Origin of the sequence: Pyrobaculum calidifontis JCM 11548 (genome assembly GCF_000015805.1) — an archaeon.
Taxonomy (GTDB): Archaea; Thermoproteota; Thermoprotei; order Thermoproteales; family Thermoproteaceae; genus Pyrobaculum; species Pyrobaculum calidifontis.
This window is the reverse complement of the sequence record NC_009073.1, coordinates 996151-1018898: the sequence shown is the minus strand read 5'-3', so window position 1 is coordinate 1018898 and position 22748 is coordinate 996151. Positions and strand designations below refer to the sequence as shown.

The 22748-nt window shown below is 56.3% G+C and carries 30 protein-coding genes; 21 read left to right on the top strand and 9 right to left on the bottom strand.

The genetic code is table 11. The features are described from left to right. Nucleotides 1-32 precede the first annotated feature (32 nt). The 5 genes from PCAL_RS05755 to PCAL_RS05735 are packed head-to-tail and all read left to right on the top strand — an operon-like array spanning nt 33 to nt 3578. Complete coding sequence (locus tag PCAL_RS05755; protein WP_011849767.1) at nt 33-1139, top strand: thiolase family protein; 1107 nt, start codon at nt 33-35, stop codon at nt 1137-1139. Between the two features lie 34 nt (nt 1140-1173). Next, on the top strand, nt 1174-1578 hold the full coding sequence (locus tag PCAL_RS05750) for a Zn-ribbon domain-containing OB-fold protein (RefSeq protein WP_011849766.1): 405 nt from the start codon (nt 1174-1176) through the stop codon (nt 1576-1578). Then, nucleotides 1575-2627, top strand: a complete 1053-nt coding sequence (locus tag PCAL_RS05745; protein ID WP_011849765.1) for a hydroxymethylglutaryl-CoA synthase — start codon at nt 1575-1577, stop codon at nt 2625-2627. The genes PCAL_RS05750 and PCAL_RS05745 overlap by 4 nt, the downstream gene beginning before the upstream one ends. 46 nt (nt 2628-2673) lie before the next feature. Further along, the gene (locus PCAL_RS05740; RefSeq protein WP_011849764.1) at nt 2674-2898 is read left to right on the top strand and encodes a FaeA/PapI family transcriptional regulator; all 225 of its coding nucleotides are present in this window, start codon (nt 2674-2676) and stop codon (nt 2896-2898) included. A 23-nt stretch (nt 2899-2921) separates the two neighbouring features. Next, nucleotides 2922-3578 carry a hypothetical protein gene (locus PCAL_RS05735; protein WP_011849763.1) on the top strand — a complete coding sequence of 219 codons (657 nt, stop codon included), beginning with the start codon at nt 2922-2924 and terminating at the stop codon, nt 3576-3578. On the opposite strand, the gene PCAL_RS05730 is transcribed toward PCAL_RS05735, so the two are convergent. Beyond that, entirely contained in the window at nt 3575-3907 is a 333-nt protein-coding gene (locus PCAL_RS05730; protein ID WP_011849762.1) for a 30S ribosomal protein S25e, read from the bottom strand. The two genes, PCAL_RS05735 and PCAL_RS05730, sit on opposite strands and share 4 nt — an antisense overlap. A gap of 78 nt (nt 3908-3985) precedes the next feature. On the opposite strand from PCAL_RS05730, the gene PCAL_RS05725 reads away from it, so the two are divergent. The 10 genes from PCAL_RS05725 (at nt 3986) to PCAL_RS05680 (ending at nt 11646) form a co-directional block, all read left to right on the top strand. Further along, nucleotides 3986-4585 carry a TATA-box-binding protein gene (locus PCAL_RS05725; RefSeq protein WP_011849761.1) on the top strand — a complete coding sequence of 200 codons (600 nt, stop codon included), beginning with the start codon at nt 3986-3988 and terminating at the stop codon, nt 4583-4585. After that, entirely contained in the window at nt 4582-5070 is a 489-nt protein-coding gene (locus PCAL_RS05720; protein ID WP_011849760.1) for a hypothetical protein, read from the top strand. Before PCAL_RS05725 ends, PCAL_RS05720 begins: the two co-directional genes overlap by 4 nt. Next, on the top strand, nt 5067-5468 hold the full coding sequence (gene hjc / locus PCAL_RS05715; protein ID WP_011849759.1) for a Holliday junction resolvase Hjc: 402 nt from the start codon (nt 5067-5069) through the stop codon (nt 5466-5468). Before PCAL_RS05720 ends, hjc begins: the two co-directional genes overlap by 4 nt. Before the next feature lie 21 nt (nt 5469-5489). Further along, nucleotides 5490-5729 carry a hypothetical protein gene (locus PCAL_RS05710; RefSeq protein WP_011849758.1) on the top strand — a complete coding sequence of 80 codons (240 nt, stop codon included), beginning with the start codon at nt 5490-5492 and terminating at the stop codon, nt 5727-5729. Between the two features lie 75 nt (nt 5730-5804). Further along, entirely contained in the window at nt 5805-6482 is a 678-nt protein-coding gene (locus PCAL_RS05705; protein WP_011849757.1) for a metal-dependent hydrolase, read from the top strand. 31 nt (nt 6483-6513) lie between these two features. Further along, nucleotides 6514-7872, top strand: coding sequence for a digeranylgeranylglycerophospholipid reductase (locus PCAL_RS05700; protein WP_011849756.1), 1359 nt, complete (start codon nt 6514-6516; stop codon nt 7870-7872). Beyond that, nucleotides 7872-8441, top strand: a complete 570-nt coding sequence (locus PCAL_RS05695; protein ID WP_011849755.1) for a class II aldolase/adducin family protein — start codon at nt 7872-7874, stop codon at nt 8439-8441. Before PCAL_RS05700 ends, PCAL_RS05695 begins: the two co-directional genes overlap by 1 nt. Further along, nucleotides 8438-9076, top strand: coding sequence for a DUF120 domain-containing protein (locus tag PCAL_RS05690; protein WP_011849754.1), 639 nt, complete (start codon nt 8438-8440; stop codon nt 9074-9076). Before PCAL_RS05695 ends, PCAL_RS05690 begins: the two co-directional genes overlap by 4 nt. Further along, nucleotides 9073-10431, top strand: a complete 1359-nt coding sequence (locus PCAL_RS05685; protein WP_011849753.1) for an ATP-binding protein — start codon at nt 9073-9075, stop codon at nt 10429-10431. Before PCAL_RS05690 ends, PCAL_RS05685 begins: the two co-directional genes overlap by 4 nt. A gap of 36 nt (nt 10432-10467) precedes the next feature. Further along, nucleotides 10468-11646 (top strand): DNA double-strand break repair nuclease NurA, encoded by a 1179-nt coding sequence (locus PCAL_RS05680; RefSeq protein WP_011849752.1) that lies wholly within the window; start codon nt 10468-10470, stop codon nt 11644-11646. On the opposite strand, the gene PCAL_RS05675 is transcribed toward PCAL_RS05680, so the two are convergent. Next, the gene (locus PCAL_RS05675) at nt 11643-12707 is read right to left on the bottom strand and encodes a radical SAM family protein (protein ID WP_011849751.1); all 1065 of its coding nucleotides are present in this window, start codon (nt 12705-12707) and stop codon (nt 11643-11645) included. The genes PCAL_RS05680 and PCAL_RS05675 overlap by 4 nt on opposite strands. Then, nucleotides 12673-13236, bottom strand: a complete 564-nt coding sequence (locus tag PCAL_RS05670; RefSeq protein WP_011849750.1) for an ASCH domain-containing protein — start codon at nt 13234-13236, stop codon at nt 12673-12675. The genes PCAL_RS05675 and PCAL_RS05670 overlap by 35 nt, the downstream gene beginning before the upstream one ends. A gap of 174 nt (nt 13237-13410) precedes the next feature. On the opposite strand from PCAL_RS05670, the gene PCAL_RS05665 reads away from it, so the two are divergent. Together PCAL_RS05665 and PCAL_RS05660 are read left to right on the top strand one after the other, a co-directional pair. After that, nucleotides 13411-13794 (top strand): hypothetical protein, encoded by a 384-nt coding sequence (locus tag PCAL_RS05665; RefSeq protein WP_193322542.1) that lies wholly within the window; start codon nt 13411-13413, stop codon nt 13792-13794. After that, nucleotides 13781-14293, top strand: a complete 513-nt coding sequence (locus PCAL_RS05660; RefSeq protein ID WP_011849749.1) for a hypothetical protein — start codon at nt 13781-13783, stop codon at nt 14291-14293. Before PCAL_RS05665 ends, PCAL_RS05660 begins: the two co-directional genes overlap by 14 nt. Here the strand turns inward: PCAL_RS05660 and PCAL_RS05655 are convergent. Both PCAL_RS05655 and PCAL_RS05650 read right to left on the bottom strand, forming a co-directional pair. Continuing rightward, complete coding sequence (locus PCAL_RS05655) at nt 14283-15245, bottom strand: DUF711 family protein (RefSeq protein ID WP_011849748.1); 963 nt, start codon at nt 15243-15245, stop codon at nt 14283-14285. The two genes, PCAL_RS05660 and PCAL_RS05655, sit on opposite strands and share 11 nt — an antisense overlap. A 22-nt stretch (nt 15246-15267) precedes the next feature. Continuing rightward, complete coding sequence (locus PCAL_RS05650; protein WP_011849747.1) at nt 15268-16164, bottom strand: HhH-GPD family protein; 897 nt, start codon at nt 16162-16164, stop codon at nt 15268-15270. A gap of 43 nt (nt 16165-16207) precedes the next feature. Between PCAL_RS05650 and PCAL_RS05645 the strand changes: the two genes are divergently transcribed. Next, a complete protein-coding gene (locus tag PCAL_RS05645; protein WP_011849746.1) occupies nt 16208-16591 on the top strand; it encodes a 6-pyruvoyl trahydropterin synthase family protein in 384 nt (127 codons plus the stop codon). A gap of 38 nt (nt 16592-16629) precedes the next feature. Next, nucleotides 16630-16908 carry a ubiquitin-like small modifier protein 1 gene (locus tag PCAL_RS05640; protein ID WP_011849745.1) on the top strand — a complete coding sequence of 93 codons (279 nt, stop codon included), beginning with the start codon at nt 16630-16632 and terminating at the stop codon, nt 16906-16908. Here the strand turns inward: PCAL_RS05640 and PCAL_RS05635 are convergent. Together PCAL_RS05635 and PCAL_RS05630 are read right to left on the bottom strand one after the other, a co-directional pair. Next, a complete protein-coding gene (locus tag PCAL_RS05635; RefSeq protein WP_011849744.1) occupies nt 16883-17326 on the bottom strand; it encodes a flavin reductase in 444 nt (147 codons plus the stop codon). The two genes, PCAL_RS05640 and PCAL_RS05635, sit on opposite strands and share 26 nt — an antisense overlap. Next, nucleotides 17326-18192 carry a fumarate hydratase gene (locus tag PCAL_RS05630; RefSeq protein WP_011849743.1) on the bottom strand — a complete coding sequence of 289 codons (867 nt, stop codon included), beginning with the start codon at nt 18190-18192 and terminating at the stop codon, nt 17326-17328. Before PCAL_RS05630 ends, PCAL_RS05635 begins: the two co-directional genes overlap by 1 nt. A 105-nt stretch (nt 18193-18297) precedes the next feature. On the opposite strand from PCAL_RS05630, the gene PCAL_RS05625 reads away from it, so the two are divergent. Beyond that, the gene (locus tag PCAL_RS05625) at nt 18298-18903 is read left to right on the top strand and encodes a FumA C-terminus/TtdB family hydratase beta subunit (protein ID WP_193322947.1); all 606 of its coding nucleotides are present in this window, start codon (nt 18298-18300) and stop codon (nt 18901-18903) included. A gap of 105 nt (nt 18904-19008) precedes the next feature. Next, nucleotides 19009-21759, top strand: coding sequence for a DEAD/DEAH box helicase (locus PCAL_RS05620; RefSeq protein ID WP_011849741.1), 2751 nt, complete (start codon nt 19009-19011; stop codon nt 21757-21759). A gap of 172 nt (nt 21760-21931) precedes the next feature. On the opposite strand, the gene PCAL_RS05615 is transcribed toward PCAL_RS05620, so the two are convergent. Continuing rightward, on the bottom strand, nt 21932-22366 hold the full coding sequence (locus tag PCAL_RS05615; protein ID WP_011849740.1) for an Lsm family RNA-binding protein: 435 nt from the start codon (nt 22364-22366) through the stop codon (nt 21932-21934). A gap of 29 nt (nt 22367-22395) precedes the next feature. Next, a complete protein-coding gene (locus tag PCAL_RS05610) occupies nt 22396-22710 on the bottom strand; it encodes a hypothetical protein (RefSeq protein ID WP_011849739.1) in 315 nt (104 codons plus the stop codon). Nucleotides 22711-22748 lie beyond the last annotated feature (38 nt).

The following is a 22748-nucleotide window of genomic DNA, read 5'->3' as shown; positions in this document are numbered from 1 at the left end:
CATTTTAATACATTTGGCTTTAAATCTCTTCGATGAAAGACGTATACGTTGTAGGCGCAGCCCTTCACCCAGTGGGCCGCCACTATTCTAAAAACATCGACGACATGGCCGCCGCAGTGTTAGACAAGGCCATTGCAGACGCGAAGGCCGACATAGAGGCCCTATACGTGGCCTCCTCCACCACCGAGTTGGCAAATAAGCAACAGCTACTCGGCGTCTACATCCTAGAGGCGCTGGGGCTGGACGGAATCCCAGTGTACAGAGTGGAAAACGGCGACGGGTCTGGAGGCTCCGCAGTGGCGGCGGCATACCACGCGCTGAGGGCCGAGGAGTACAACTGCGTTGCAGTAGTCGGCGTCGACAAGCCCAACGACGTCTTAAGCAACCAGCAACAGGACATATACGCCACCACGTTGGACACGTACTTTGAGAGATACTTCGGCTTCACGCCCCTCTCCCAGGCGGCCCTCATGGCCAAGATGTACCTAAGGAAGTACGAGTACAAGTACGAGGACTTGGCCCAGTGGGCCGTGCTCATGCACAACCGCGGCGCGGCGAACCCCTACGCCTACTTTAGAAAACCCATAAAGCTAGAAGACGCCGTCAACAGCGAGTACGTCAGCGAGCCCCTCCGGCTATACGACGTCGGGCCGCTCGCAGACGGCGCCGCCGCGGCCGTGCTGTGCAACAACAGGCGAGACGGAGTGCGCATACTCCACGTGGCCACGGCCACCAACCCCACGCCCTTTAACCTACGCCAAGACTACGACAGGCTGGTCAGCCTGGAGAAGGCGGCTGAGCAGGCATACTCCAAGGCAAAGATAACCCCCAGAGACGTGGCAACGGCCGAGGTGCACGACTCGTTCTCCATCTTCGGCATCTTGGCACTTGAGGCCCTTGGACTAGCTAGGCGGGGCACAGCCCCCCTCATCATAAAAGAGGGCAACGCCCCCGTGAACTACAGCGGCGGGTTTAAGGCAAGGGGGAACATACTGGGGGCCACCGGTGTGTACCAACTGGTAGAGGTGGCTTGGCAACTGCAGGGGAGAGAGTTCAAGCGCGTAGACGGGAGCTACGGCCTCGTCCACTCCATGGGCGGCGTGGACAAAATTTCGACTATTGTCCTAATGGGACTGTAGCAAAAGTATAAAAATGTCGAAATAGTGAGGGGCAATGAAACACGAATCTGTGCCAATCTACTGGAGGAACATCCCCCAGTACTACCGCCTTGTCGCCAAGAAGTGCAAAAAGTGCGGAGCCGTGTACTTCCCGCCAGCGGCAAAGTGCAAGTGCGGATCCACGGAGCTGGAGGACTACGAACTTCCACGCGAGGGCCGCCTCGTGGAATACACAGTCTTGTACCAAGTGGGGACAGACTTCTTGAAACAGAAGCCGCTCGTGTTAGGCCTAGTGGAGCTAGACGGAGGCGTGAAGGTCAGCGGGCAAATTGTAGACGCGCGGCCCGAGAGGCTCAAGCCGGGGGTCAAAGTGGAGGTGGTGTTCAGACGCGTCGTAGTCGACGGGAAACACGGCCTCGTCATGTACGGCTACAAGTTTAGGCCAGTGGAGAGGCCATGAGCAAGCTCGGAGTAGTAAGCTGGGGCGCATATATACCGAGATACAGGGTGAGGACCGAGGAAGTGTCGAGGATCTGGGGCGACGACCCGTTGCGAATTGTAGACATGTATCTCGTCGATGAGAAAAGCGTGGAAGGAATAGACGAAGACGCCGTGACCATAGCCGTGGAGGCGGCCAGGAGGGCCATAAGGAGGGGCGGCATCGACCCCCGGAAGATTGGGGCAGTCTACGTGGGCACAGAGTCTAAGCCCTACGCAGTCAAGCCCATCTCCTCCATCCTCATAGACGCGCTCGGGCTGACCAACAACGTCTTCGCCGTCGACATGGAGTTCGCCTGTAAGGCGGGAAGCGACGGATTGGTGGCCGCCATAGGCCTAGTGGAGGCCGGGCGCGTGGAGTACGGCATGACCGTGGGCACAGACACGTCGCAAGGAGAGCCAGGCGAGCATTTGGAGTACTCCGCCAGCAGCGGCGGCGTGGCGCTTATAGTGGGCAAAGACGGCGTGGCGGCCGAGCTCGAGGCCATGTACGCGTTTGTATCCGACACGCCGGACTTCTGGAGGAGGGAGGGGTCGCCGTATCCCATGCACGGCGAGGGCTTCACAGGCGAGCCCGCCTACTTTAGACACGTGATCGGGGCGGCGAAAGGCTTGATGGAGAAATATGGCTACAAGCCGTCGGATTTCACATACGTCGTATTCCACCAGCCCAACGGCAGATTCCCCGTCCGCGCGGCGTCTATGCTCAACATCCCCCTAGACAAGGTCAAACCCGGCATTGTGGTGACGCACATTGGCAACACCTACAACGCCTCGGCGTTGATGGGATTTGCAAAAGTCCTCGACATAGCCAAGCCCGGCGACAAGATCTTGCTCGTGCCATTCGGCAGCGGCGCGGGGTCCAACGCCTTCGTCTTCACAGTAACCGACGTGGTCAAGGACAGGCAGAAGATGGGCGTGCCAACGGTCGAGGAAATGCTCCAAGACAAAATACTCGTTGACTACGCCCAGTATCTAAAGATGCGTAAAATGATTAAACTATTCGAGTAATACCTTTTTTTAGCGTAGGCAGAAAAATACCTCCACATATTTTTACATGCCGCGGAGGCAGACAGACAAGGTGCATGAACGCAAAGAACAGGTAGTCGAGCTTCTTAAGACGTACGGCGAACTTACCACCAGCCGCCTCATCCAACTCACGGGGCTTACGCACTCCCAGATCTTTTACATACTCAAGCTACTTGAGAAGGAAAACGTAGTAAAAGAGGTAAAGAGGGGAAAAATTGCCTACTGGAGACTTGTAGAAGTTAAAGAGGCTTAATTTTTTAACGCGCAGAAATAGTTGTGATCTCTGAGCTATACAAGGCGGGGAAAGTCAAAGAAGACCTACTCGGCACATTGGCAAAGACCATAATATGCGCAAAGACCGGATGCCTGGCAACAGGCCCCGAGGTTGTGTTTGGAAACGTTGTCTTACAACTCGCAGAGTCAATAATCCTCGCCCCAAAGCCGCAGACAAGCGCCAGCACAAAGCAGAGGCCCACCACCAAGACAGAGCAAAGGGCGCAGAGACCTACGGCCGCTAAGACAGAGCAGAAAGAACAAAAGCCCGCCACGCCGCCCCCCGTTGCAAAAGTTGAGACAGAGAAGAAAGAGGCAAAAGAGCCACCGCCTCAGACTGAGACAAAGAAACCACTACCAACGGGCGAGGCAAGGCCTGGGGTGAGGTGGGAGGAGTTAGTGTCTATACTGGCCCGAGAGGCCAAGGTAGACGGAGAGAGAGCCGACGCCGTGTTGGCAGGCATTTTAGACTACCTCTCTGTATATCCAAGCGTCGGAGTCTTAAGGCTTATAGAAGACGTGGCTAGAAAGGCCAAGGCAGATCCCCGCGTCGTTAGAACCGCACTTGAAATCTTAAGGGGGATAGACGTGGTGGAGATGAAAGAAGAGGGGGTAGTCAACTTGAAGAAGTTGGTGAAAAGAGGGGGGACACCGCTTTAGCTCCTCTTTGGCACATACACCTCTGTGCGGTGCCCCTTAGCCACTAGGACTAGGTCCCCCCTGTCTCTCAAAGCCCGCAGTACTTTGAACGCCAGCGACATCTTTATGCCGTACTTAGTGGCAATCTCGTAGGGAGTCACCGCCTTGAGAGACTGCACCTCCTTGGCAATGGTCTGGAACACCTTCTCGTCTAACGTTTGTATAGTCCTCTTAGCAGGAGCCTCCTCCTTCTTCACCTCCTTCTTACTCTTTTGCTGCTGCGGCTGAGCTTTCTCTTTCTCAGCCTTCTTAGCCAACTGGCTTAAAGTGGGTCTCTTCTTCCCACCCATCGAGTGTCGTTTCTCACGTGTTTAAATACTTGCTATTCTCAGTGGTGCATATTTAAATAGAGGTATTTAAATCCACGTATGTCTTCTAAGGGCCCTTCTTACCGCATTGAGAACATAGTGGCGACGGTTAACCTAGGCGTAGAGCTAGACCTAGAGAGTCTGGCAGAGAGACTCCCCATGGCCGAATACAATCCAGACCAATTCCCCGGGTTAATCCTCAGACTCACCAAGCCCAGAATCTCCGCTTTGATTTTTCGCACTGGGAAAATGGTGTGTACGGGGGCGAAGAACGAGGAGGATTTGAAAAACGCCGTTAGGGCTTTGGTGAAGCTTTTGAATGACCACGGGGCCGAGGTCCCCTTTGACCCAGAGGTCCAGATTCAGAACATTGTGGCAAGCGGCAACTTACACGCTGAAGTAGATCTAGAACAAGCTGTGTTTATGCTTGAAAATGCAATGTACGAGCCAGAGCAGTTCCCAGGACTTATTTATAGAATGTCGTCGCCTAGGGTTGTCATACTTATATTTGGGTCAGGCAAAATTGTCTGTACGGGGGCCAAGTCTGAGAAGGATGTGGCCACGGCGGTGCAGAAGTTGTATAACCAGCTGAAGGAGCTTGGCGTATTGTACATAGAGGAAGGCGGAGGAGAGGAAGAAGAGGAAGAAGAGGAGATGTGATTCTGCTGTACACTGACAAGTTGCTAGATGTAGAAATCCCCCAGATTGTCCCTACTTGTGAGGCTTTTGACGGCAGGGTACTGCCGCTTGTGGGAGAGGACTTGCGTTGTCTCTACATGGCCCTTAGAACTGCGACGCGCGGCGTCGTTGTAAAGTCTAGGGGGCGGCTTTGGATCGCGCTTGCGAGAGAGCTGAGGCCTGACCTCGTTATATATCTTTGGGGGTTGCCGCTCCGCGGGCGGGGGCTTGTGCCTATATACATAGGTCCTGAGTACAGGGGGCCGGGGCTGTACTATGTGAGAACCCGGGGTGAGCTGGAGAGGCTGAGGGGGTACGCCGTCGACGGCGTGGTGTTAGATGCCCGCGGCTTTGACCCGCGCCTCGTGGAGCTCATCGTCAGGGGCAAGGTGCGGTGCGACTGTGAAAAGTGCGGCCTAGTGGAGCGGCTGGCCTGTGAGGTGTATAAAGAGGTTGAGGTTCTATGAGTGTCAAGCGTAAGGGCTCGGCGAAGGAGAGAGAGTTGGCGAATTACCTCTGGGAGCGGGGGTGCGCTGTGCTGCGCGGCTGTTCTTCGGGGGCGGGGGTTAGGAAGAGGTATGTCCCCGACATAGTGGCCATCTGCAGGGGGAGGGTCTTGGTGTTTGAGGTGAAGTACCGGTCTAAGTACACAGCGGTTAGGATTGAGGAGGAGAAGTTGGAGAAGCTTGTCAAATTTGCAGAGAGGGCGGGGGGAGAGGCGTTTATTCTCGTGAAATTTGGCCGTGGCCCTTGGAAGGTGGTGAAGCCCACTGCTAGGGTGGGGAGGGAGGAGTACGAGGGCGCGGTGGAGCTGAGGGCCTTCCTGGAGTCTATATTCGCCGCGAGGATTGACCAGTATTTTTAAACACGGCAAAGTTTCTGCCTTGTGAAAGAGCTGGAGAGAGCTGTTGAGGTGGTGAAAAGGGTGGGGGCCGGCTATGTGAAATATGTCAAGTACAGCTACGCGCCTGCCACCGGCCTGTACCACCTAAAGATCTACCTGGTAAAGCCCATGGAGTTCAGAGCGCTTGTGGAGGTGGTAAGAGAGCTTGAGAGGTACTTCTCTGTGAAAATCTTCGCCCCCCACAGAGGCGCCATTAGGCTGGATCTTCAGAAGAGGGGGTAAACGTCGCCGCGCAACAACTGCAGGGTTATATCGCGCGGGCGCAGAAGAGTTAATAACCCGCACAGTTCTACGGTTATGCAGATCAAGTGGTTTGGGCATTCGGCGTTTATGGTGGAGGCCGCGTCGCTTAAGTTGTTGATAGATCCCTGGGTCTCTAACCCTCTGTCCCCGGCCTCTCCTCAGGAGGTGGCCGCGGCGAAGCCGACGCATATCTTGATTACCCACGACCACTTTGACCACTTGGGCGAGTCTGTGGATATTGCCAAGGCGACGGGGGCTCCCGTTGTGGGGACTTACGAGCTTACCCTCGAGGTGGCGGAGAAGGGGATTCCCGAGGCGCAGACTATGCCTATGAACATTGGGGGCACTATTAAGCTCGGCGATGGGGTGGAGGTCTACATGACGCCAGCGCTTCATACTGCGAATAGGGGCGCACCGTCTGGCTTCGTGATAGCGACGCCTGAGGGCACGGTTTACCACGCGGGGGACACGGCGCTGTTTAGAGACATGGAGCTGATAGGCGAGTTGTATGACATAGATGTGGCGCTTCTACCCATTGGCAGCGTCTTTACCATGGGCCCACGCGAGGCGGCCATTGCGGTGCAGCTGTTGAGGCCGAGGAGGGTCGTGCCTATGCACTACAACACCTTCCCGCTCATAAGGCAGGATCCGGAGGACTTCAAGGCGCGGGTGGAGGCTGTGACGCGGGCCAAGGTGTACGTGATGAAGCCAGGCGACGTGTTGAAACTCTAAAGTTTTTTATATACCAAGGTCTTTACTCTGCATGTCCAGTGAAAATTTCGATGTAGTGGTGGCTGGAGCGGGCACCGCCGGCTCCTACATCTCCTATCTCTTGGCCAAGGCAGGGTTTAAGGTGGCGCTCCTCGAGTCTAAAAGTGGCAACGAGCTGGGTGTAAAGACCTGCGGCGATGGGCTTGGGCTACACCACGTGGAGCGCATGTCTAGGCACCTAACGCCTAACCCCAGGGTGTTTCAGAACAAGATAGAGGGCGTGGAGCTCATAAGCCCCGACGAGAGGACTAGGCTCTTGATAAGGGGGGAGGGCTACGTGCTGGACCGTTTTGGCTGGGGCAAGTGGCTTATAGAGGAGGCCGTGAGGGCTGGGGCGACTTTGTTTGAGGGCCACACGGCCACTGCGCCGATCGTGGAAAACGGAAGCGTCGTGGGGGTCAAGGCGGTGGAGAGGAGGACGGGCTCGACCAAGGAGTTTAGGGCGAGGGTGGTGGTGGACTCCACGGGCTCTGCGGCGGTGCTTAGGACGAAGCTGAGTGGGTGGCTTATCTCAGAGCCGTTGCACCCAGAGGACGTCTCCCACGCCTACAGGGAGATTGTATACACGGAGGACGAGCACGAACGGCCTCAGTACATCAAGATATACCTCGACATGGTGGTGGCGCCCGGCGGCTACTGGTGGATTTTCCCGAGGAGTAGCACCATGTTGAACGTGGGGCTCGGCATATGGGGCGTCCTCAAGCTCAACCCCAGGGCCCACTACGAGAAGTACATATTGCCCAGGTTCAAGGTGAGAGAGAAGTACCACATTGGAGGAGGCTTTATACCTACGAGGAGGCCGCTTAAGTCCCTCGTGGGCAACGGCATTGTTGCCCTAGGCGACGCCGCGGCCGCCGTAAACCCCATCCACGGCGGAGGCATTGGGCAAGCCCTTCTGACCGCGGAGCTCGCCTCGAGGACCATTGAGAAGGCCTTCGCCAGAGGCGACTTTTCGGAGGACTCGCTGTGGGAGTACAACGTGGCGTACATGAGGGAGTGGGGGTATAGGCAGGCTCAGTTGGACGTGTTGAGGCTGATGTTGCAGACGTTGGACAACGACGACTTGAACTTCGGCTTGTCGAGGAAGATCCTGAACGAGGATGAGATATACCACCTAGCCGCGAAGGGGACAGACCTCTCCCTCTTGGACAAGTTTAAGATTATGATGCAGTTCATCGGCAGGCCCGGCCTCCTCAAGAAGCTCTCCACCTCTGTCCAATACGCAAAGGAGATCGGCGACTTGTACTTACGCTACCCGCAGAGCAAGGCAGACATCGAGAGGTGGTACGCCGAAGTGGTGGCCAAGTACAACGAGTATCGGGAGAAGATTGGTCTCGGCCCTCTGCCCTAATGGAGGAGGAGTTTCTACGGTACGTAAGGCTGTTGTACGAGAGGGGGCACATAACGCTTTTGTCTGGCAACGTCTCGGCCAAGAGCGGGGACTTAATCCTCATTACGCCGACGAATTGGCCGAAGCCCTTCTTGACGCCCGAGGACTTGGTGTGGATAAACCTCTCCGGCGAAGTGGTGAAGGGTAGGCTGAGGCCGACTAGCGAGTGGAGGCTCCACGTGGAGGTGTACAAGAGGCGGCAGGACGTGGGGGCTGTGGTTCATACGCACGACGTGTTGCCCACTGTGTTGGCCGAGAGGATAGACGCCTCTGCCTTGTCGGAGGCCGAGGCCTATCTGGGCTCTGGCGTGGCTGTTGTGCCGTATATAAAGCCGGGCACGAGGGAGCTCGCGGAGGCGGCGGCCGAGGCGCTTATCCACAGCAACGTGGCTGTGTTGAAGAGACACGGCGTGGTGGCCGTGGGGAGAGACTTGGCCGAGGCTGTGAATAGGGTAGAGGTGTTGGCAGACTTAGCTAAGGCGACGTTGTACACGACTATTTTAAAAATAGTGGAGAAGTATGCGCTGTGACAGAGCTCTACTGTGAGAGAAAGACGCTGGCCGACCTCATAGCTTTTGCCTCTGTAGAGGGCTTGCCTGTGGGAGAGGCGGCAAAGAGGCTCTGTATGTCTAGGCAGGGCGCGTATAAGGCCGTGAAAGCGCTAAGGGAAGCCGGCTATTTGTCTGAGGGGCCTGTCATAAAGCTTACTCAGAAGGGCCGCGACGCGTTAAGCATAGTCTTGCGCAACCTTCTCCGCTACTTTGACATAGCTTCTATTAAGCTCGTGGGAAGAGTGGTGACGGGGCTCGGCGAGGGGGCTTTCTACATGTCGCTGGAGGGCTACAGAAGGGCGATTGAGAGAGAGCTGGGCTTTACCCCATACCCCGGCACTTTGAACATAAAGCTGGAGCCCCAGTCTCTGGCACATAGGAGGTACCTCGACGGCCTCCCCGGCATTCACATACCGGGGTTTACAAACGGTATGAGGACGTACGGCGCTGTGAAGGCGTTTAGGGCTAGGCTGGCAGACGTGGAGGGCGCAGTGGTGATGCCAGAGCGTACTCACCACCCCGTCGACGTGATTGAGTTCATTGCGCCTGTCCGCGTCCGAGACGTGCTAGGGTTGAAAGATGGCGACCGAGTGGAGCTGGAGGTGTACCTATGATCGAGATTGGGTTTGTGGTAAGCGGCGCCACTGTCGGGTCAATTCCGGTTCAAATCTACCGCGCGGCAGAGCGCTACGCGGTTGAGGAGCAGCTTGTCGGCGTGGTGGACAGGGAGAATCCGGGCGAGCTCGTGGTGGGATTTCTCAGGAGGATTACCAAGCTGGAGCCCGTTGTGAGGGATAGGGTGCGGACGCCCTATGTGGACCGGCCTGAGATGGTGGACTATGGGATCCTCCTCCCCTACACCACGGCCATAGTCAAGCCCTACGTCACCATTAGGGGGGGCGCCGTGGGCGAGGTTTCCCATGTGGTCACGCCTGGCTCGAAGGTGTATGTGCTAGACGCCTCGACTCTCGGCGACGTGTTTAAGGGCGACTACATCTATGTCGGCCACCATAAGTACTCTGGGTGGCCCCTCCCCCTCGACGCTAGGTATGTAACGCACCACGTGGGGGTGTTCGGCGCCACTGGCATGGGGAAGTCGAGGCTTGTGAGGGCGCTGGTAAATGAGCTAGTGGGCAAGGGCTACCGTGTCGTGATTTTCGACCACACGGGGGTGGACTATGCCCCCTATTACGAGGCGGCGGTTAAGTCGTCTGAGGTCAAGATACCGGCCAACATCTTGGCGTCTGTGATCGCGAAGGTGGCGCAGTTGCCTTGGCAGACCTACGGCGAGTATATAGAGATTGCCGCGATGACATACGAGGGCCGGTGGGGAAAAGACGCCTTTATTGCCCACCTCAAGCGGACTATGAAGAGGCTGAACGCGCGAGACTCCACGGTGGAGAAGGCAGAGCTCTATCTGAGGCAACTGGTGGACAGTCTCTTCTTCGAGGAGCTTAACGCCAGGGTTAAGGAGCCAGAGGAGGTCTTAGGCCTTGGTGCAAACCCCGTGGTGGTGGACTTGAGCTATGACACAGACATATCGGTGAAGCAGGCGATTGTGGCCTCCGTTATGGAGACGGCGTGGGAGAGGGTGAAGAGGGAGAAGGCCCCGGCCAACATCGTGTTTGTAATTGACGAGGCTCAGAACTACGCCCCGCAGACGTGGACGCTTTCTAAGGACGTCATTGAGACCACGGTGAGGGAGGGCAGGAAGTGGGGCCTCTCGGTGGTTTTGGCCAGCCAGAGGATCGTGGGCGACATTGACCCATCTATAAGGGCCAACTTGGGCACAATATTCTTCTCCCGCCTCACTGCCCCCACCGACGTGAGAGAGATTTCCACGTACTTAGACATCGCCGACGTAAACGAGAGCGTTCTCACACAGCTGCAGCCCCGCGACTTCTTCGTGGCTGGCCTCATGAACCCCCTCAGAAGACCTGTGCTACTGAGAGTAAAAGAGGTGGCGTAGCTATGCGCTATATAAACGCGCTACCTGGCTTGTGACATGTACGAGGGGCCCGACACCCTTGACTACTGGCTTGAGCCCGATCTACTGGCCGCGCTTAGACACGACATGGAGAAGTACGTCGAGAAAATCGCCAAGCTGGAGCGCGTCGCGGAGGAGCTAAAGGCGCTGAGGCAGGCGCTTGAGATAAGGGCCATAAGCGGCGGCAAGCAGTTCTCCGCATATGCGGTGGACTCCTCCTACGGCTCGCCGCCTCTGGAGCTCGTGGGCGGGATCTTCACCGTGGTGGCATATGGATATGTGGGCGTGGTGAATGGGGCGCAAGACCGCTTTCTCTCGGGCACGCTCTACTTCAGCGACTCTAGGGAGGGGGACATATCTCGATTTGCCTCACTGCTGGAGAGAAGACTTGCCGCACGCCTCTTGGAGGCTAGGGCAAGGGGGAAAAAGAACTTCGACGTCCTCCTCCTCGACGGAGACATTGCCATTCACCCCCTGCCGTACAATTTAGCCGTCAGGGGCGGGAAGTACGAGGAGGTAAACCGAGTTGTAGACCGCATGCTGGCCGCCGCCGAGGCGGGTAGGGCGACGGTCGTCGGCGTGGCCAAGAGGGTGAGGTCTAAGTACTTGTCCGTGGCCGCCGGGCGCTGCCTCCCCGTAAACGACAAAGTGGCCGCGTCAGTTGTGCTAAGCCCCGGGGAGTACTTCTCCCTTGGGAAACTCCGCGACCTCTTGCCCAAGTGGGCCCCCATACACTACGCAGAGTGTGAAGGGGGCGCGCTACGCGACGAGGTTCTAAGGTGTTACAGGAGCGAGGCGCCTGCGCGGGGGGAGAAGGCCGAGAGGCTCTGCAGGCGGCTGAGGGAGTTCTACGAAAACTTCAACAAGGTGTTAACCAACTCCGCGTACCCACACCTCCGCCTGTTAGGCGACGTCGAAGTGGTTTACTACAAGCCCCCCGGCAGTAGGACGGCCGTGCGGGCCGAGGTGCTGGACTTGGGAAACCTCGGCTTAGAAAACGTGGTGGGCTACCTGGCCTCGACCGCCTCCACGGTTACGGGGTACCCCCAGCTGCTGGACTCGGTGGACCAGTATGTGAGAGTCTCGCCGGAGCTCGTGGAGGCCGTCTTGACGAGCTTAATGCTGAAGGCGCCGGGAGAGCTGGCATTCACCCTGTGGCCCACGAACCCCCAGAAAAGGCTGTCGGGCAGATTTTAACGCCGCTTGTCCTCCACTACCCTAAGGCGGGTGGCCTGTTCTAGAAAGGTCTTGTCCGCCTTTGAGAGCTTGGCGGACACGCGTATGACATCGTCCACATGTACCTTAGCCTTGTACCCCCTCGCCTCAAGGTACTCCTCCACCTCTCTCTGTTCCACCTTCAGCTTCTTCACGTCTCCGCAGGGGCCCCAGTGGCAGAGGGCGCATGCTTGGCCGTGTGCGGCCACGTTGGCCGCACAGGAGGCGGGGAGGACTTCAAAGCCCAAGTCCCTCGCCATGGCCACGAATTTCTCCTTGGGGAACCTTATTGGCGTCTGCCTCTTTTCGTCAAGTCTTTTGACGTACGGCGTCACGTCTACGCCGAATGCCCTAAGCCGGCGCACTATTCCAGTGGTGACCCGCAGAGTTCCAAACACGACCCTCCGATAGCCCAGCTCCCTCGCCGTTATTAACAGCCTCTCTATTTCCCTGTCCGTGACGCCGGGGACGATCGGCCGCACAAACAGTGTGGCGTGGGCGCCGCGTCTTATAAGCTCTGCGCCTGCCCTCAGCCTCTCCAGAGGCGGCGGGGCCCTGGGCTCTAGCCTCCCGCTTAAGTCTGTGACGCTTATGAGGACGTCTAGCCCCTTCTGAATCTCCGCCAGCTTTAGAGGGGGCGGCATCTTCGTGGCGACTTGTATGGGGTTGCCGAGCCACTTGGCTATTGCCTCCATGTAGGACAGAGCCAAGTCCCTGGTCTCTGGCAGAAACGGCTCTGTGACCGATCCGACGGCTACTAGCGAGCCCCACTCGCCTACCGCCACATATGGGTTGGAGGCTATGGCGAAAGCCATCTGGAGCGGGCTTAGCGGATACGGCGTGACGCGGCCTGGGAAGCCCATGTCGTATATGTAACAGTAGGCGCAGCCGAGCGGGCATCCTATGCCTGTGTGAATAGTGATGCCGCAGGGCCTGGGCGGGCGCTTTGCGTGGTGGTCGCGGAGGGCCTCTCTCCGCTCCTCGGGAGAGAGGAGGGCCTCCAGCTGCCTAATTGTCTCTATTTTTCTCCTCCAGGCCTCCATTGATCAACTTGGCCGCGGCTTTTCTTAGCACTTTCCGGATAACCCCCCGTTTCTCTATTGTTCCAAAGAGCTTTAGGGCGGCCTTCCTCAAGCTCTTGGTCTCAACCACCGCCTTGAGGATCTCTCTCTCCCGCCTGCTGAGCTCCAGCTTGTTCAACGCCAACGTCGCTATTTCAACCGGCGTTAATCCGCCATAGTGGGCGTCCTCGGGCATGTCTACTTCCTCTACCTTGCTAAATTTTATCACTGTGACGACGGAGCTGTCCTTCAGCCCTGGGTAGCGCCTCTTTAGAAAGGCCACAAGCTCATCTCTGCTGCTGAAGCCGTCTATCTGCGCATCCTCGTCGGTGAGCTCGCCAACCCTCTTGTATACAACCTCCTCCACCTCGGCGACTGCCACAATGCGCCCCTCGCTGTGTATATACACCTTCTCCGCCACTTTTAACACGCCAGGCCTAATAGTGCTCCTCTTCTTCCCACTGAGGAGCAATTTTACATATTTGCGAGACATCATGAGGTGCCTAATCACGCCGACTTAACACGTTGTGTGATATATTCTTTGTGCACAAAAACGCGAATACGTAAAGTCCTTGCTCTCTCCTTTTTAAACGATATACGGCAGATAAGGCAACCCCTTCTCTAGCGCAGTTACCCTTTTCTTTGTTACCACTACAAAGTTTTTTGTTTGGAGAGTTACTCTCTTATGCCCCTGTGCAAAAAGGATCTCATAGTCGTCTATGGTCTCTTAGCGAGTGGGATTGTTGCCGTGGTGTTGTTTTCTCACTGGCTCATAGCCGTAGTCATTGCTCCCGTTCTGCTTCTGCCCCTTGTGTTGATGCCTGTGGAGTGTAGGTACGAGGGGGGCAGGCTCTACGTTCGCTTCCCCTTGCGCACGGCGTCGTTTGACGCCTCTATAGAAGCGAGAGGGGAGGGGCCGCGCGGCGTTGTCTGTCTCTCTGGGTGGCGCCTTTGGTCTTTCTACGCCAGCTGTAGTAAGAAAGGCAACGAAGTCCTCGTAGTTAAAACTTGTGGCTGTAAAGAATGGATAAGGCTGAGGGGTAGGTCTGTTATCTATGCCTGCTGTTGAAATCTCCACGGCAGTTTTGCCCAGCAGTATAATAACGTGGATGGGTATTCTCACTACGGCGCTTCTCTTGCTCTCGCTCGGGCTAGTGGTGGCTCTGCTAGAGAGAGCAAGGCGGCGTGGCACACTTGACAAGACGACTTTACGCATCCTATACGCGGTAGTCTTAATCCCGGTTGGGCTTCCGCTCGTCCACTTCGTGGGCACGCTGGTCTTTCAACCGTATGGGTACTGGGTGGAGGGGGATGTGCTTTACGTCAAAATGCCGCCTGACTTCCCCTGGGTGCTCCCCCACGAAGTTACGCTCGACTTGTCGAAGTGTGAAATTGAGGTGGTTAAATGGGGCGAGGTGAAGAGAGTCGTCGGCGTCATAACTCCCGACCTTAAATACGGCTTGTACTCTGTGAGGGGGCTCCAGGCGAGGACTCTCATGTACAAGGTGGAGGAGGGGCTTTTGCTGAAGTGTCCAGAGGGGGTCTACGTAATTGGAATCAAATCTTAAGCGCGGGGGTTTTGCCAAATCCTGCCACGTCGTATTCCTCGTCGTCCACTGGGAAAATTCTTACGCCTATTGGCCGCCCCTTCGCTTCGGCTATTGCCACCAGGTCGTACAACAAGCGCTTTAGCGCATCCCAGTCTTTGACTCTTATGGGAGCCATGTCTAGGCCTGGGACGCACACGGCAGTATAGCTTACGAAATCTCTAAGCGTGAGGGCCCCCGCTCTTACCAAGCGTTTTAGTTCCTCGTCTTCTGCCAGTGGTAGCATGACCTCGTTGAAGCCGACCTTCTTCACCTCCGCGCTTTTGATGGCCTTGTTCAACTGCCAGATCGCGTAGTGGGAGCCCGGCGTGCCCAGCCTTATGCCAAAGAGGCGCTCCACGGCCTTTGCCACAGACTCCTCGCCCCACGGCGAGAGCGAGCCGTCTACGCCTAGGAATTCTAAGCCCAAGGCGGAGGAGATGTACATGCCCAACTGCTCCCCCCTCTTTAACGCCTCTTCTATGTCGCTTAGCGTCTTTATGTCGTTGGGGTAGAGCAGTGAGAGCGAGATTCCCCTCCTGGTGGTTATAGAGGCGGGGAAGTATGGGGAGTTGAAGACCAGGCCCCCCGCCAGTAGTGAGACGTATCTCGATAGGTGGGCCTCCCCCTTGTCGTATATTGTCTTTAGGAACTTGAGGTACTCTCCCACGTCTGTAAATGACGCAAAGACTCCGTATTCCGCGACGTATTTGTACACCTCCTCGGCGCTGTAGTAGAGGTGGAGCGCGGATATGTAGTTTATGCCCATGTCTCTCAGCTTTGCCACAGCCCTCTCGGCGGCCCTCGGCGGAGGGGGCGAAATTGAGACTCTCACAGTGGCCGGGTTTAACTCCTCGGCGGCTTGTTTAAACTTGGCCACTATGGAGTAGTCGTCGTCCCAGGGGAGGTGGAGCGTAATAGACCTTATCCTCATGCCCCTCTAAACCTCATATCTATTAATAGTACCATGTGGCTAAGTGGAGGTGCTCTGGGGGGTAGCGGCCCAGCTTGTGCGCCTTGCACACCTCTCTTAGGGGGCATTGGCCGCAGTTGGGCCTCTCCCTAGTGCAGATAGTCCTGCCGAAGTTCCACAGGAAGTCGTCTAACGCGAATGGGTGGAGGTCTGCGAATTTGGCCACTATTCTCCACGCCGTTTTTACAGTTTCCCTGAGCCTTATATCCTCCTCGCGGTTCGTCTCTACGCCGCTTTCTAGAAAGTCGTAGTCCACTTCCACTATGCCCAGCCGGTAGGAAATGCGGGAGAGGTGGTTGTCGACGGGCACGTCTGCCTCATTTACGTCCTTGAAGTCGGCCAGCCTTCTCCCGTCGAGGAATTTTGCCAAGAGGAGTGTCTTCTTGGCCACTGGGTCTTCATACGCCCTAACTTTGGCGAGTCTCTCCTTGAGCTCTTTTATCGTGTCCACGGACACGAGTCCCTCGAAGCCCCCCTGCGCCAGGGCCTTCTTGCCCAAGTCTCTCAGGAGGTAGAGCCTCGTGTAGAAGTCCCACACAGTCTTTCCCCCCACTGAAAACAGCTTAAGGGCCTCCCTCGGCGTGAGGTTGGCCAACCTCTCCGCCTTGAAGAGCCCCTCGTCGTAGGCCAGTCGGCCAAGCCTGTAGAGCACGTCTGCGCCGTGGTAAAACTCGCCGCCTATGTACCCCTCAAAGGATTCCCAGGGGGTGGACGTCCTGTGGTCCACCGCCACCATAGCGGTGAAGAAGGCCAGTTGATCCTCCCGGGGGTCTCCCACGGGGGGATAGAGCCGGGGGTTTTCGTACCTGTCGCGTTCTATGCGCAACTCCCTTAGGCGGCTGGCGACTTCCTCCGCCTTGTCTACATCGATGGCTATCACGCCGTTGCCAAATACTTTATTTATAAAGCTGTGATTGCCCCCTATGCGGACGTGTGTAGAATTGAGGGGCTCTATCTCGGTTGCTCATAAGCCCTCTTTTTCGCCGGGGTGGGCAAGGGTCCACGGCCATGACTACTTCATCACAGTGGGCATATGCGTCGAGGGGTATAGAGACCTAGTGGTAGACGCCGACGAGGCCTCGAAGAAGTTTAGAGAGGCCCTTGCGCGTATGGACGGCAAATACCTCGCCTCTCCCCAGGAGAAGGTGGCCTTAGACGCCGGAGAGATATACGTGGTGCCGTGTAATCTGCCCGGCGTCAGCGGGGAGTGCCTCGCTAAACACATCGCAGACCTAGTAGGCGCCGCTTGGGTGAGAGTGTGCGAGTCCTCGCTAGGGGGGCCCTGCTTCTACTTCAGCAAGAGTTAAGCGCGGGTAATCTTATAAACTCAGAGCCGTACACACCAGTGAGATTGCGGGTGAAGTTTTTGGCTACGTTGTACGACTTGACGGGGGTCTTGAAGACTGAGGTAGAAGTCCCCGACGGCATCACTGTGAGAGAGTTGATAGACGTGTTGGATCAAAAGTTTGGAAAGTTGAAGGCGGAGATCCTTGAGGGCGACAAGCTCAAGCCTATGTACAATATATTGGTCAATGGGAGAGCCGTGGAGTGGTTGAATGGCCTAGAGACAAGGCTGAAGGATGGGGACGAGGTTGTCTTTATTCCGCCTGCCGCTGGCGGTTGATAGTGCAGGGATCCCATACAGCGTAGTCGCCGCACCCGTAGGCGGCTTTGACTTGGCAGAAGACGAGGACGTGTTCTCCCACCTCTACCTCTCCTTCGTATAGGCATTCTACGACGCGGCTTGCGTCTCCAAGCGTGTTGCACGGCAACGTCTTGCATTTGGACGCGGCGCCCCATTTGGATAGCTTGTCTTCGCCTGGCTTTCCAAATATTTCAAAGGCCCTCTCGGCGTCTCTTACAAAGTTTATGGAGAAGGCCTTCTTCTCTCTTATGAGCGCCAGGGTCCTCCGCGTCTTGTGCAGAGGAAGGGCCAGCAGAGTGGGTTCGCCTGGTATTACTAGGGGCCAGCCGACCACTGCCCCGTGGCTGTCTACTACCACTACTAAAACCGGCGTGGGTATTGGCGATTTTTCGCACATTAGAGGAATTCGTACTTCCCGTCGGGGTATACTCTGGCGCCTGCCCTCCTCGTGGCCCAGCAGCTGAACACTATGCCTATGGAGAAGGTAGCTGGGTGCCTATATGCGTACTCTATGTGTACGTCTAGCGCGGTCACGTTGCCTCCGACGCCGTGGGTCCCTATGCCGAGCTTGTTTATTGCCTTTAGAAGCTCTGTCTCCATCTTGGCGATCTCTGGCTCTGGGTGGCGGGAGCCCACTGGCCGCAGTACAGCGGCCTTCTTTGCGAGCTTTGCCGCTATGTCCACAGAGGGGCCTATGCCCACGCCCACGATCACCGGGGGACAGGGCATGGGGCCTGCCTCTACCACGGCCTCTAGCACGAGTCTGGGCAACTCCCTCATGGCTATCCCCGGCGGGAGGGTTAGAGCTTTGCTGGGGAGCTCGGTGCCGCCGCCCTTTGGGACATAGTGGAACTCTAGGTAATCTCCGTCGAATAGTTCTACTTCAAACCACGGGGCGTAGACGCCTGTGTTGTCGCCGGGGTTTTTCTCGGTGAAGGGGTGGGCCGTGTTTGGCCTAAGTGGCAGTTCTTTGGTCACCTCGCGCACGGCTTGTGTAAGTATGTCGTATAGCCTGCTTCTTATTGGGAAGCGGTCTCCCAGTTTTATGTAGAAGTTTGGGAAGCCGGTGTCTTGACACACGGCGGCCTTCTCCCTCTCGGCGAGCTCGATATTCTTCAATATTGCCTCCAGTTGCGTCTTCGCCGTGTCGCTTCTCTCTTCGCCTAATGCCCGTTTAAGGGCTGTAGAGACGTCGAAGGCGGGGCCCACGCTTGCGCGTGTTACCACTTCTTTGGCCACTTTTAGAATTACTTGCTCTAGCATATAGATGGACCCTAAATCTCTTAATATGTGTTCTTATGCCGACCTGCGGCAAATGTGTCGTTACTTGTTTTATTAATGCTTTTAATACCGTGCGTAGTTTGTGCTATGGCTGTGTATCGGTTGAAGACTCCTCTTTCGGACAGCGACGTGTCTAGGCTTAGGGTTGGGGACACTGTCTACATCTCCGGCGTAGTGGTGAGCGCGAGGGATTCTGCCCATAAGCGGATGGTGGAGCTTTTGCAAAAGGGGGAGCCCTTGCCTGTTGATCTACGCGGAGGCGTTATTTACCACGCGGGGCCCGTAGCCCAGCGGGTGGACGGCGGGTGGCGCATCATCAGCATGGGGCCCACCACCAGCGCCAGGATGGAGGCGTTTGAGGCGGAGGTTATTGAAAAAGCCGGAGTAAAGCTTGTGGTGGGGAAGGGGGGCATGGGCAAGAGGACTGCGGAAGCCATGAAGAAATACACGGCGGCGTATGCCATTTTCACCGGGGGGGCTGGGGTACTGGCGGCGAGGGCGATAAAGAGAGTCATAGATGTTCACTGGCTTGACTTGGGCGTCGCAGAGGCCATGTGGGTGCTGGAGGTGGAGGATTTCGGGCCCCTGACCGTGATGATTGACTCCACTGGGAGGAACTTCTACGACGAGTTGCGGGAGGACGCCAAGAGGCGTATCCCAGAGATACTTAAGGAGATTGAGTGGGGCCATTAGCCGATTAGTGGCCAAAAGCGCGGGGCGTAAGCGCTCAGCTTGAGTTAGGCAGAGCGTCTGCCGGCAGTGGGCTAAAGGTTAAGAAGGGGCTGAAGATGTAGCGACGTGGATAGGGGCTCGGACGTTTTTGCTAAGCTCCACCCCCGTGTTAGAGAGGCTATCTACAAGTTGGGCTATGTTGAGCCGACGCCTGCGCAGAGGGAGGCTATTCCCAAGGTCTTGGAGGGGCGCCACGTATTGTTGATTGCCCCTACGGGTTATGGGAAGACGGAGGCGGCGCTTTTTCCCATCTTCTCTAAGATGGTGGAGGGCGGGGGGTCTGGGCTTCGTTGTCTCTACATAACTCCTCTCAGGTCTCTTAACAGGGACTTGCTTAAGCGGCTGGAGAGTTTAGCCGCGGAGTTGGGGTTTTCCATAGCTGTGCGGCACAGCGATACGCCGGAGCGGGAGAGGCGTATCATAGCCTCTAGGCCGCCTGATGTCCTCATCACCACGCCTGAGTCTCTTCAAATTCTTTTGCTTAACAAGCGGCTTAGGCCCGCGCTGAGGGAGGTCCGATACGTGGTGGTCGACGAAGTTCACGAGCTTGTGAACAGCAAGAGGGGGGTCCAGCTCGCCGTTGGGCTCGAGAGACTTGTGGAACTCGCGGGGGAGTTTCAGCGTGTGGGCCTCTCCGCCACGGTGGGCTCGCCCCGGCTGGTTGCTGAGTACTTGGGCGGGGGGAGGCCAGTGGAGGTGGTGGACGTGTCTGGGGAGAAGAAGTACGAGGTGGACGTAGTTCTGCCTACGCCCTCTGAGGAGGACTACCTCGACGCAGAGCGGCTCGACGCCACGCCAGAGGCTGTGGCCAGGATTAAGAAGGTGGCGGAGTATATTAAGTCGGCGAGGGGCAGAGTTCTCGTTTTTACAAACACTAGAGATGGGGCAGAGTTCCTCGCCTCTAGGCTGAAGTCGCTCGGCGTAGATGTGGAGGTGCACCACTCCTCTCTTGCCAGAGAGCATAGAGTAGCCGTGGAGGAGAAGTTCAAGAAGGGGGAGCTCAAGGCGGTCGTAGCTACCTCCAGCTTGGAGCTGGGGATTGACATAGGCGAAGTGGAGCTGGTGGTCCAGTATGGATCGCCTAGGCAAGTCTCTAAGCTGGTGCAGAGAGTTGGGCGTAGTGGCCATAGGCTTGGCCTCGTCTCTAGGGGGATTGTCGTGGCGGCAGATGTGGAGGACTTGGTGGAGTCTGAGGAGATTGTGGAGAGGGCTCTTCGGGGGGAGCTGGAGGGAGAGGTAGAGTATCACGAAAGCGCCCTCGACGTGCTTCTACACCAAGTGGTGGGCATAGCCCTTGAGGCTAGGATAGATGGGCGAGAGATCGGCTTTGAGTATTTGATGGGGGTTTTGAAGAGAGCTCACCCATACAGAAATCTCACGGAGGGTGATCTCCGCCTTGTCTTAGATTTTGCCGAACGCCATGGGCTACTGAGGGGGCTGAGGCCTAGGAAGGGGAGCGTCAAGTACTACTTTGAAAACGTGTCCACAATACCCGACGAAAAGAGCTACAAGGCCGTCGACGAGACTACGGGGAGAACTGTCGGCGAACTTGACAGAGAGTTTGTCTACTCAATCGAGCCCGGGACTAAGATTGTCCTCTCTGGCAGAGTGTGGGTTTTCGCCAAGAAGGAGGGCGATGCGGTCTATCTATACCCGGACTACGACGTGGCGGGGGCTCTCCCCGCCTGGGTGGGGGAGCAGATACCTGTGCCCTTCGAGGTTGCCCAGAGGGCTTGTGAGCGTAGGAAGGAGCTCGTTATATCTGCGCTCCGTGGCGAGGTGGACTTGCCCATAGACTTGGAGGGTTTGGACATAGAGCTCGTGCCGGGGCTCAGCCCGGTGCATGTGCACGTAGTTAGTGGCAGGTATGTAGTTGTACATAGTTGCCTGGGTCATAAGGGTAACGAGGCCTTGGGGCTCTACCTCTCCCATGCCTTGTCTGGCTATGTGGGACCAGTGGGCTATAGGGCAGATGCGTATAGGGTGCTCTTGATTTTTAGGGACTTCTTCCCAGCGCAGGCATTTGACGAGGTTTTAAGAAAGCCCCATAGCTTTGTCTATAAGACGTTGCAAAACGCTGTGAAGAGCTCTAAGCTGTTTAGATATAGGTTTCTCCAGGTAGCTAAGCGGGCCGGTGTTATTTCTAAAGACGCCGAGGAGATTCCACAGAGACTCGTAGACGTATATGTAGACGACTTGCCGGGAATAGAGGCCGTGAACGAGATATTTGTGGAGCGGCTCGACGTGAGGGCCTTGTTTTCTTTCCTAGAGAGGGCTACGGAGGGGGGCTACGTGGTTAAGAGGCTGGCCAAGCCCACTGCCCTGGAGAAGCCAATACTGGAAGAGGCGTTGCGTCTGGATTTCTCGTTTAGAGGACTCTCAAGGGAGACGCTGGCAGACCTAGTGCGGAAGAGGATTTTGAACAAACCTGTGACACTTCTTTGCATAAACTGCGGCTGGACTCTTACGACTAAGGCAGTTGCCCTCCCAGAGGACGTGTTTTGCCAAAACTGCGGCATGAGGGTCTTGGCCGTGGTTAAGGGAATTGACTTGGCCAAGGCTAGGCAAGTATTAAGCAAGCTTAAGATACGCCAGAGACTGTCGCCCGAGGAGAGGAAGGTGGCGGAGTATTTGCAACAGAGCGCCTCCATTGTTCTCCAACATGGTAAACTTGGCGTGTTGGTTCAACTGGCCCATGGAGTGGGGCCAAAGACCGCCGTTAAGATACTCAACAAGGTCGTAGAGGGGGGAGATCTCTGGAGCGCCGTCTTGGAGGCAGAAAGGCAGTACGCTTCTACCAAGGCTTTTTGGGACTAGCCTTTTCCGTAAATTTCCTTGTTTCGACGCAAAATAGGCTATCGCCAGGAGATATCTTGTGCCTTTGACGTAGAAGCAATCACTATGGGAAATCTGGGTCTCTGACCTCCTCCCCGCCCTAAAGGGCGAGTCTTTCGGTGTAAAGAGAGTTGAGAAGACGCGCCAGAGACTGTTAGGCCCCCTCTCCCCGCATCTTTAGAAATTCGTCGAAGAGTCTTTTTGCTCTCTCTGCCACTGGGCCTACTCCCTCGACTCCAATTTCGCTTACGCGTACCTTATCCCCTATTAGGACTGTGTTTGTCTCTTCTACGTACTTCACCATGCCTGGGAACACCTTTTCGGCGTATTTTGCGAATTCTCTTAGGTCTATTCTCTTCTCAACGCTGTCTATGTGTACAATGTATCTATACATTATGAAGACCCGGTTGTACCTATCCCCGGACTTCGCCGTGGCGTTTGCCAGGAGTATGTTGAGCTGGCTGTCCACGGCGTGTAGAACGCCCTTGTACACTTCGCCGTTTGATAAAACCACCTGCACCTCTCTTCCAATTAGGCTGTTTAACTCTGCCACGAATCTCTTGTTTGCCTCTGCAAGAGTTGTGGCCATGGCTGTGCCTATAGGGGTGTATAAAAGTTTTAGAGAATTCCTATGTATACCTTTTCGCCTATTGCTAGGGGGAGCTTCTTCTTAATGTCCAGTTGCAACCCGCCAATGGATATTCGCGTGAGTTCCTCTGCGACGTGGTAGACAATACCCCACATGTACACCTTGTATTTGGAGAGGTCTCCGTCTTTTTCTTTGCTTAGTACTAGGCGTATCTTATCGCCTTTCTTAAGTGCAACGCCTAACTTCTCCAGAGGTAGCTCTACAGTGGCCTCCACATCTCCGCTGAGCTTTATTACGTTGGGAAAGTCGCTTGTGATGTCGACTACTGAGAGGGAAAACTCCATAGGAGCCTCGCCCGCCCCAGCTATTAAAATTTTCTCAG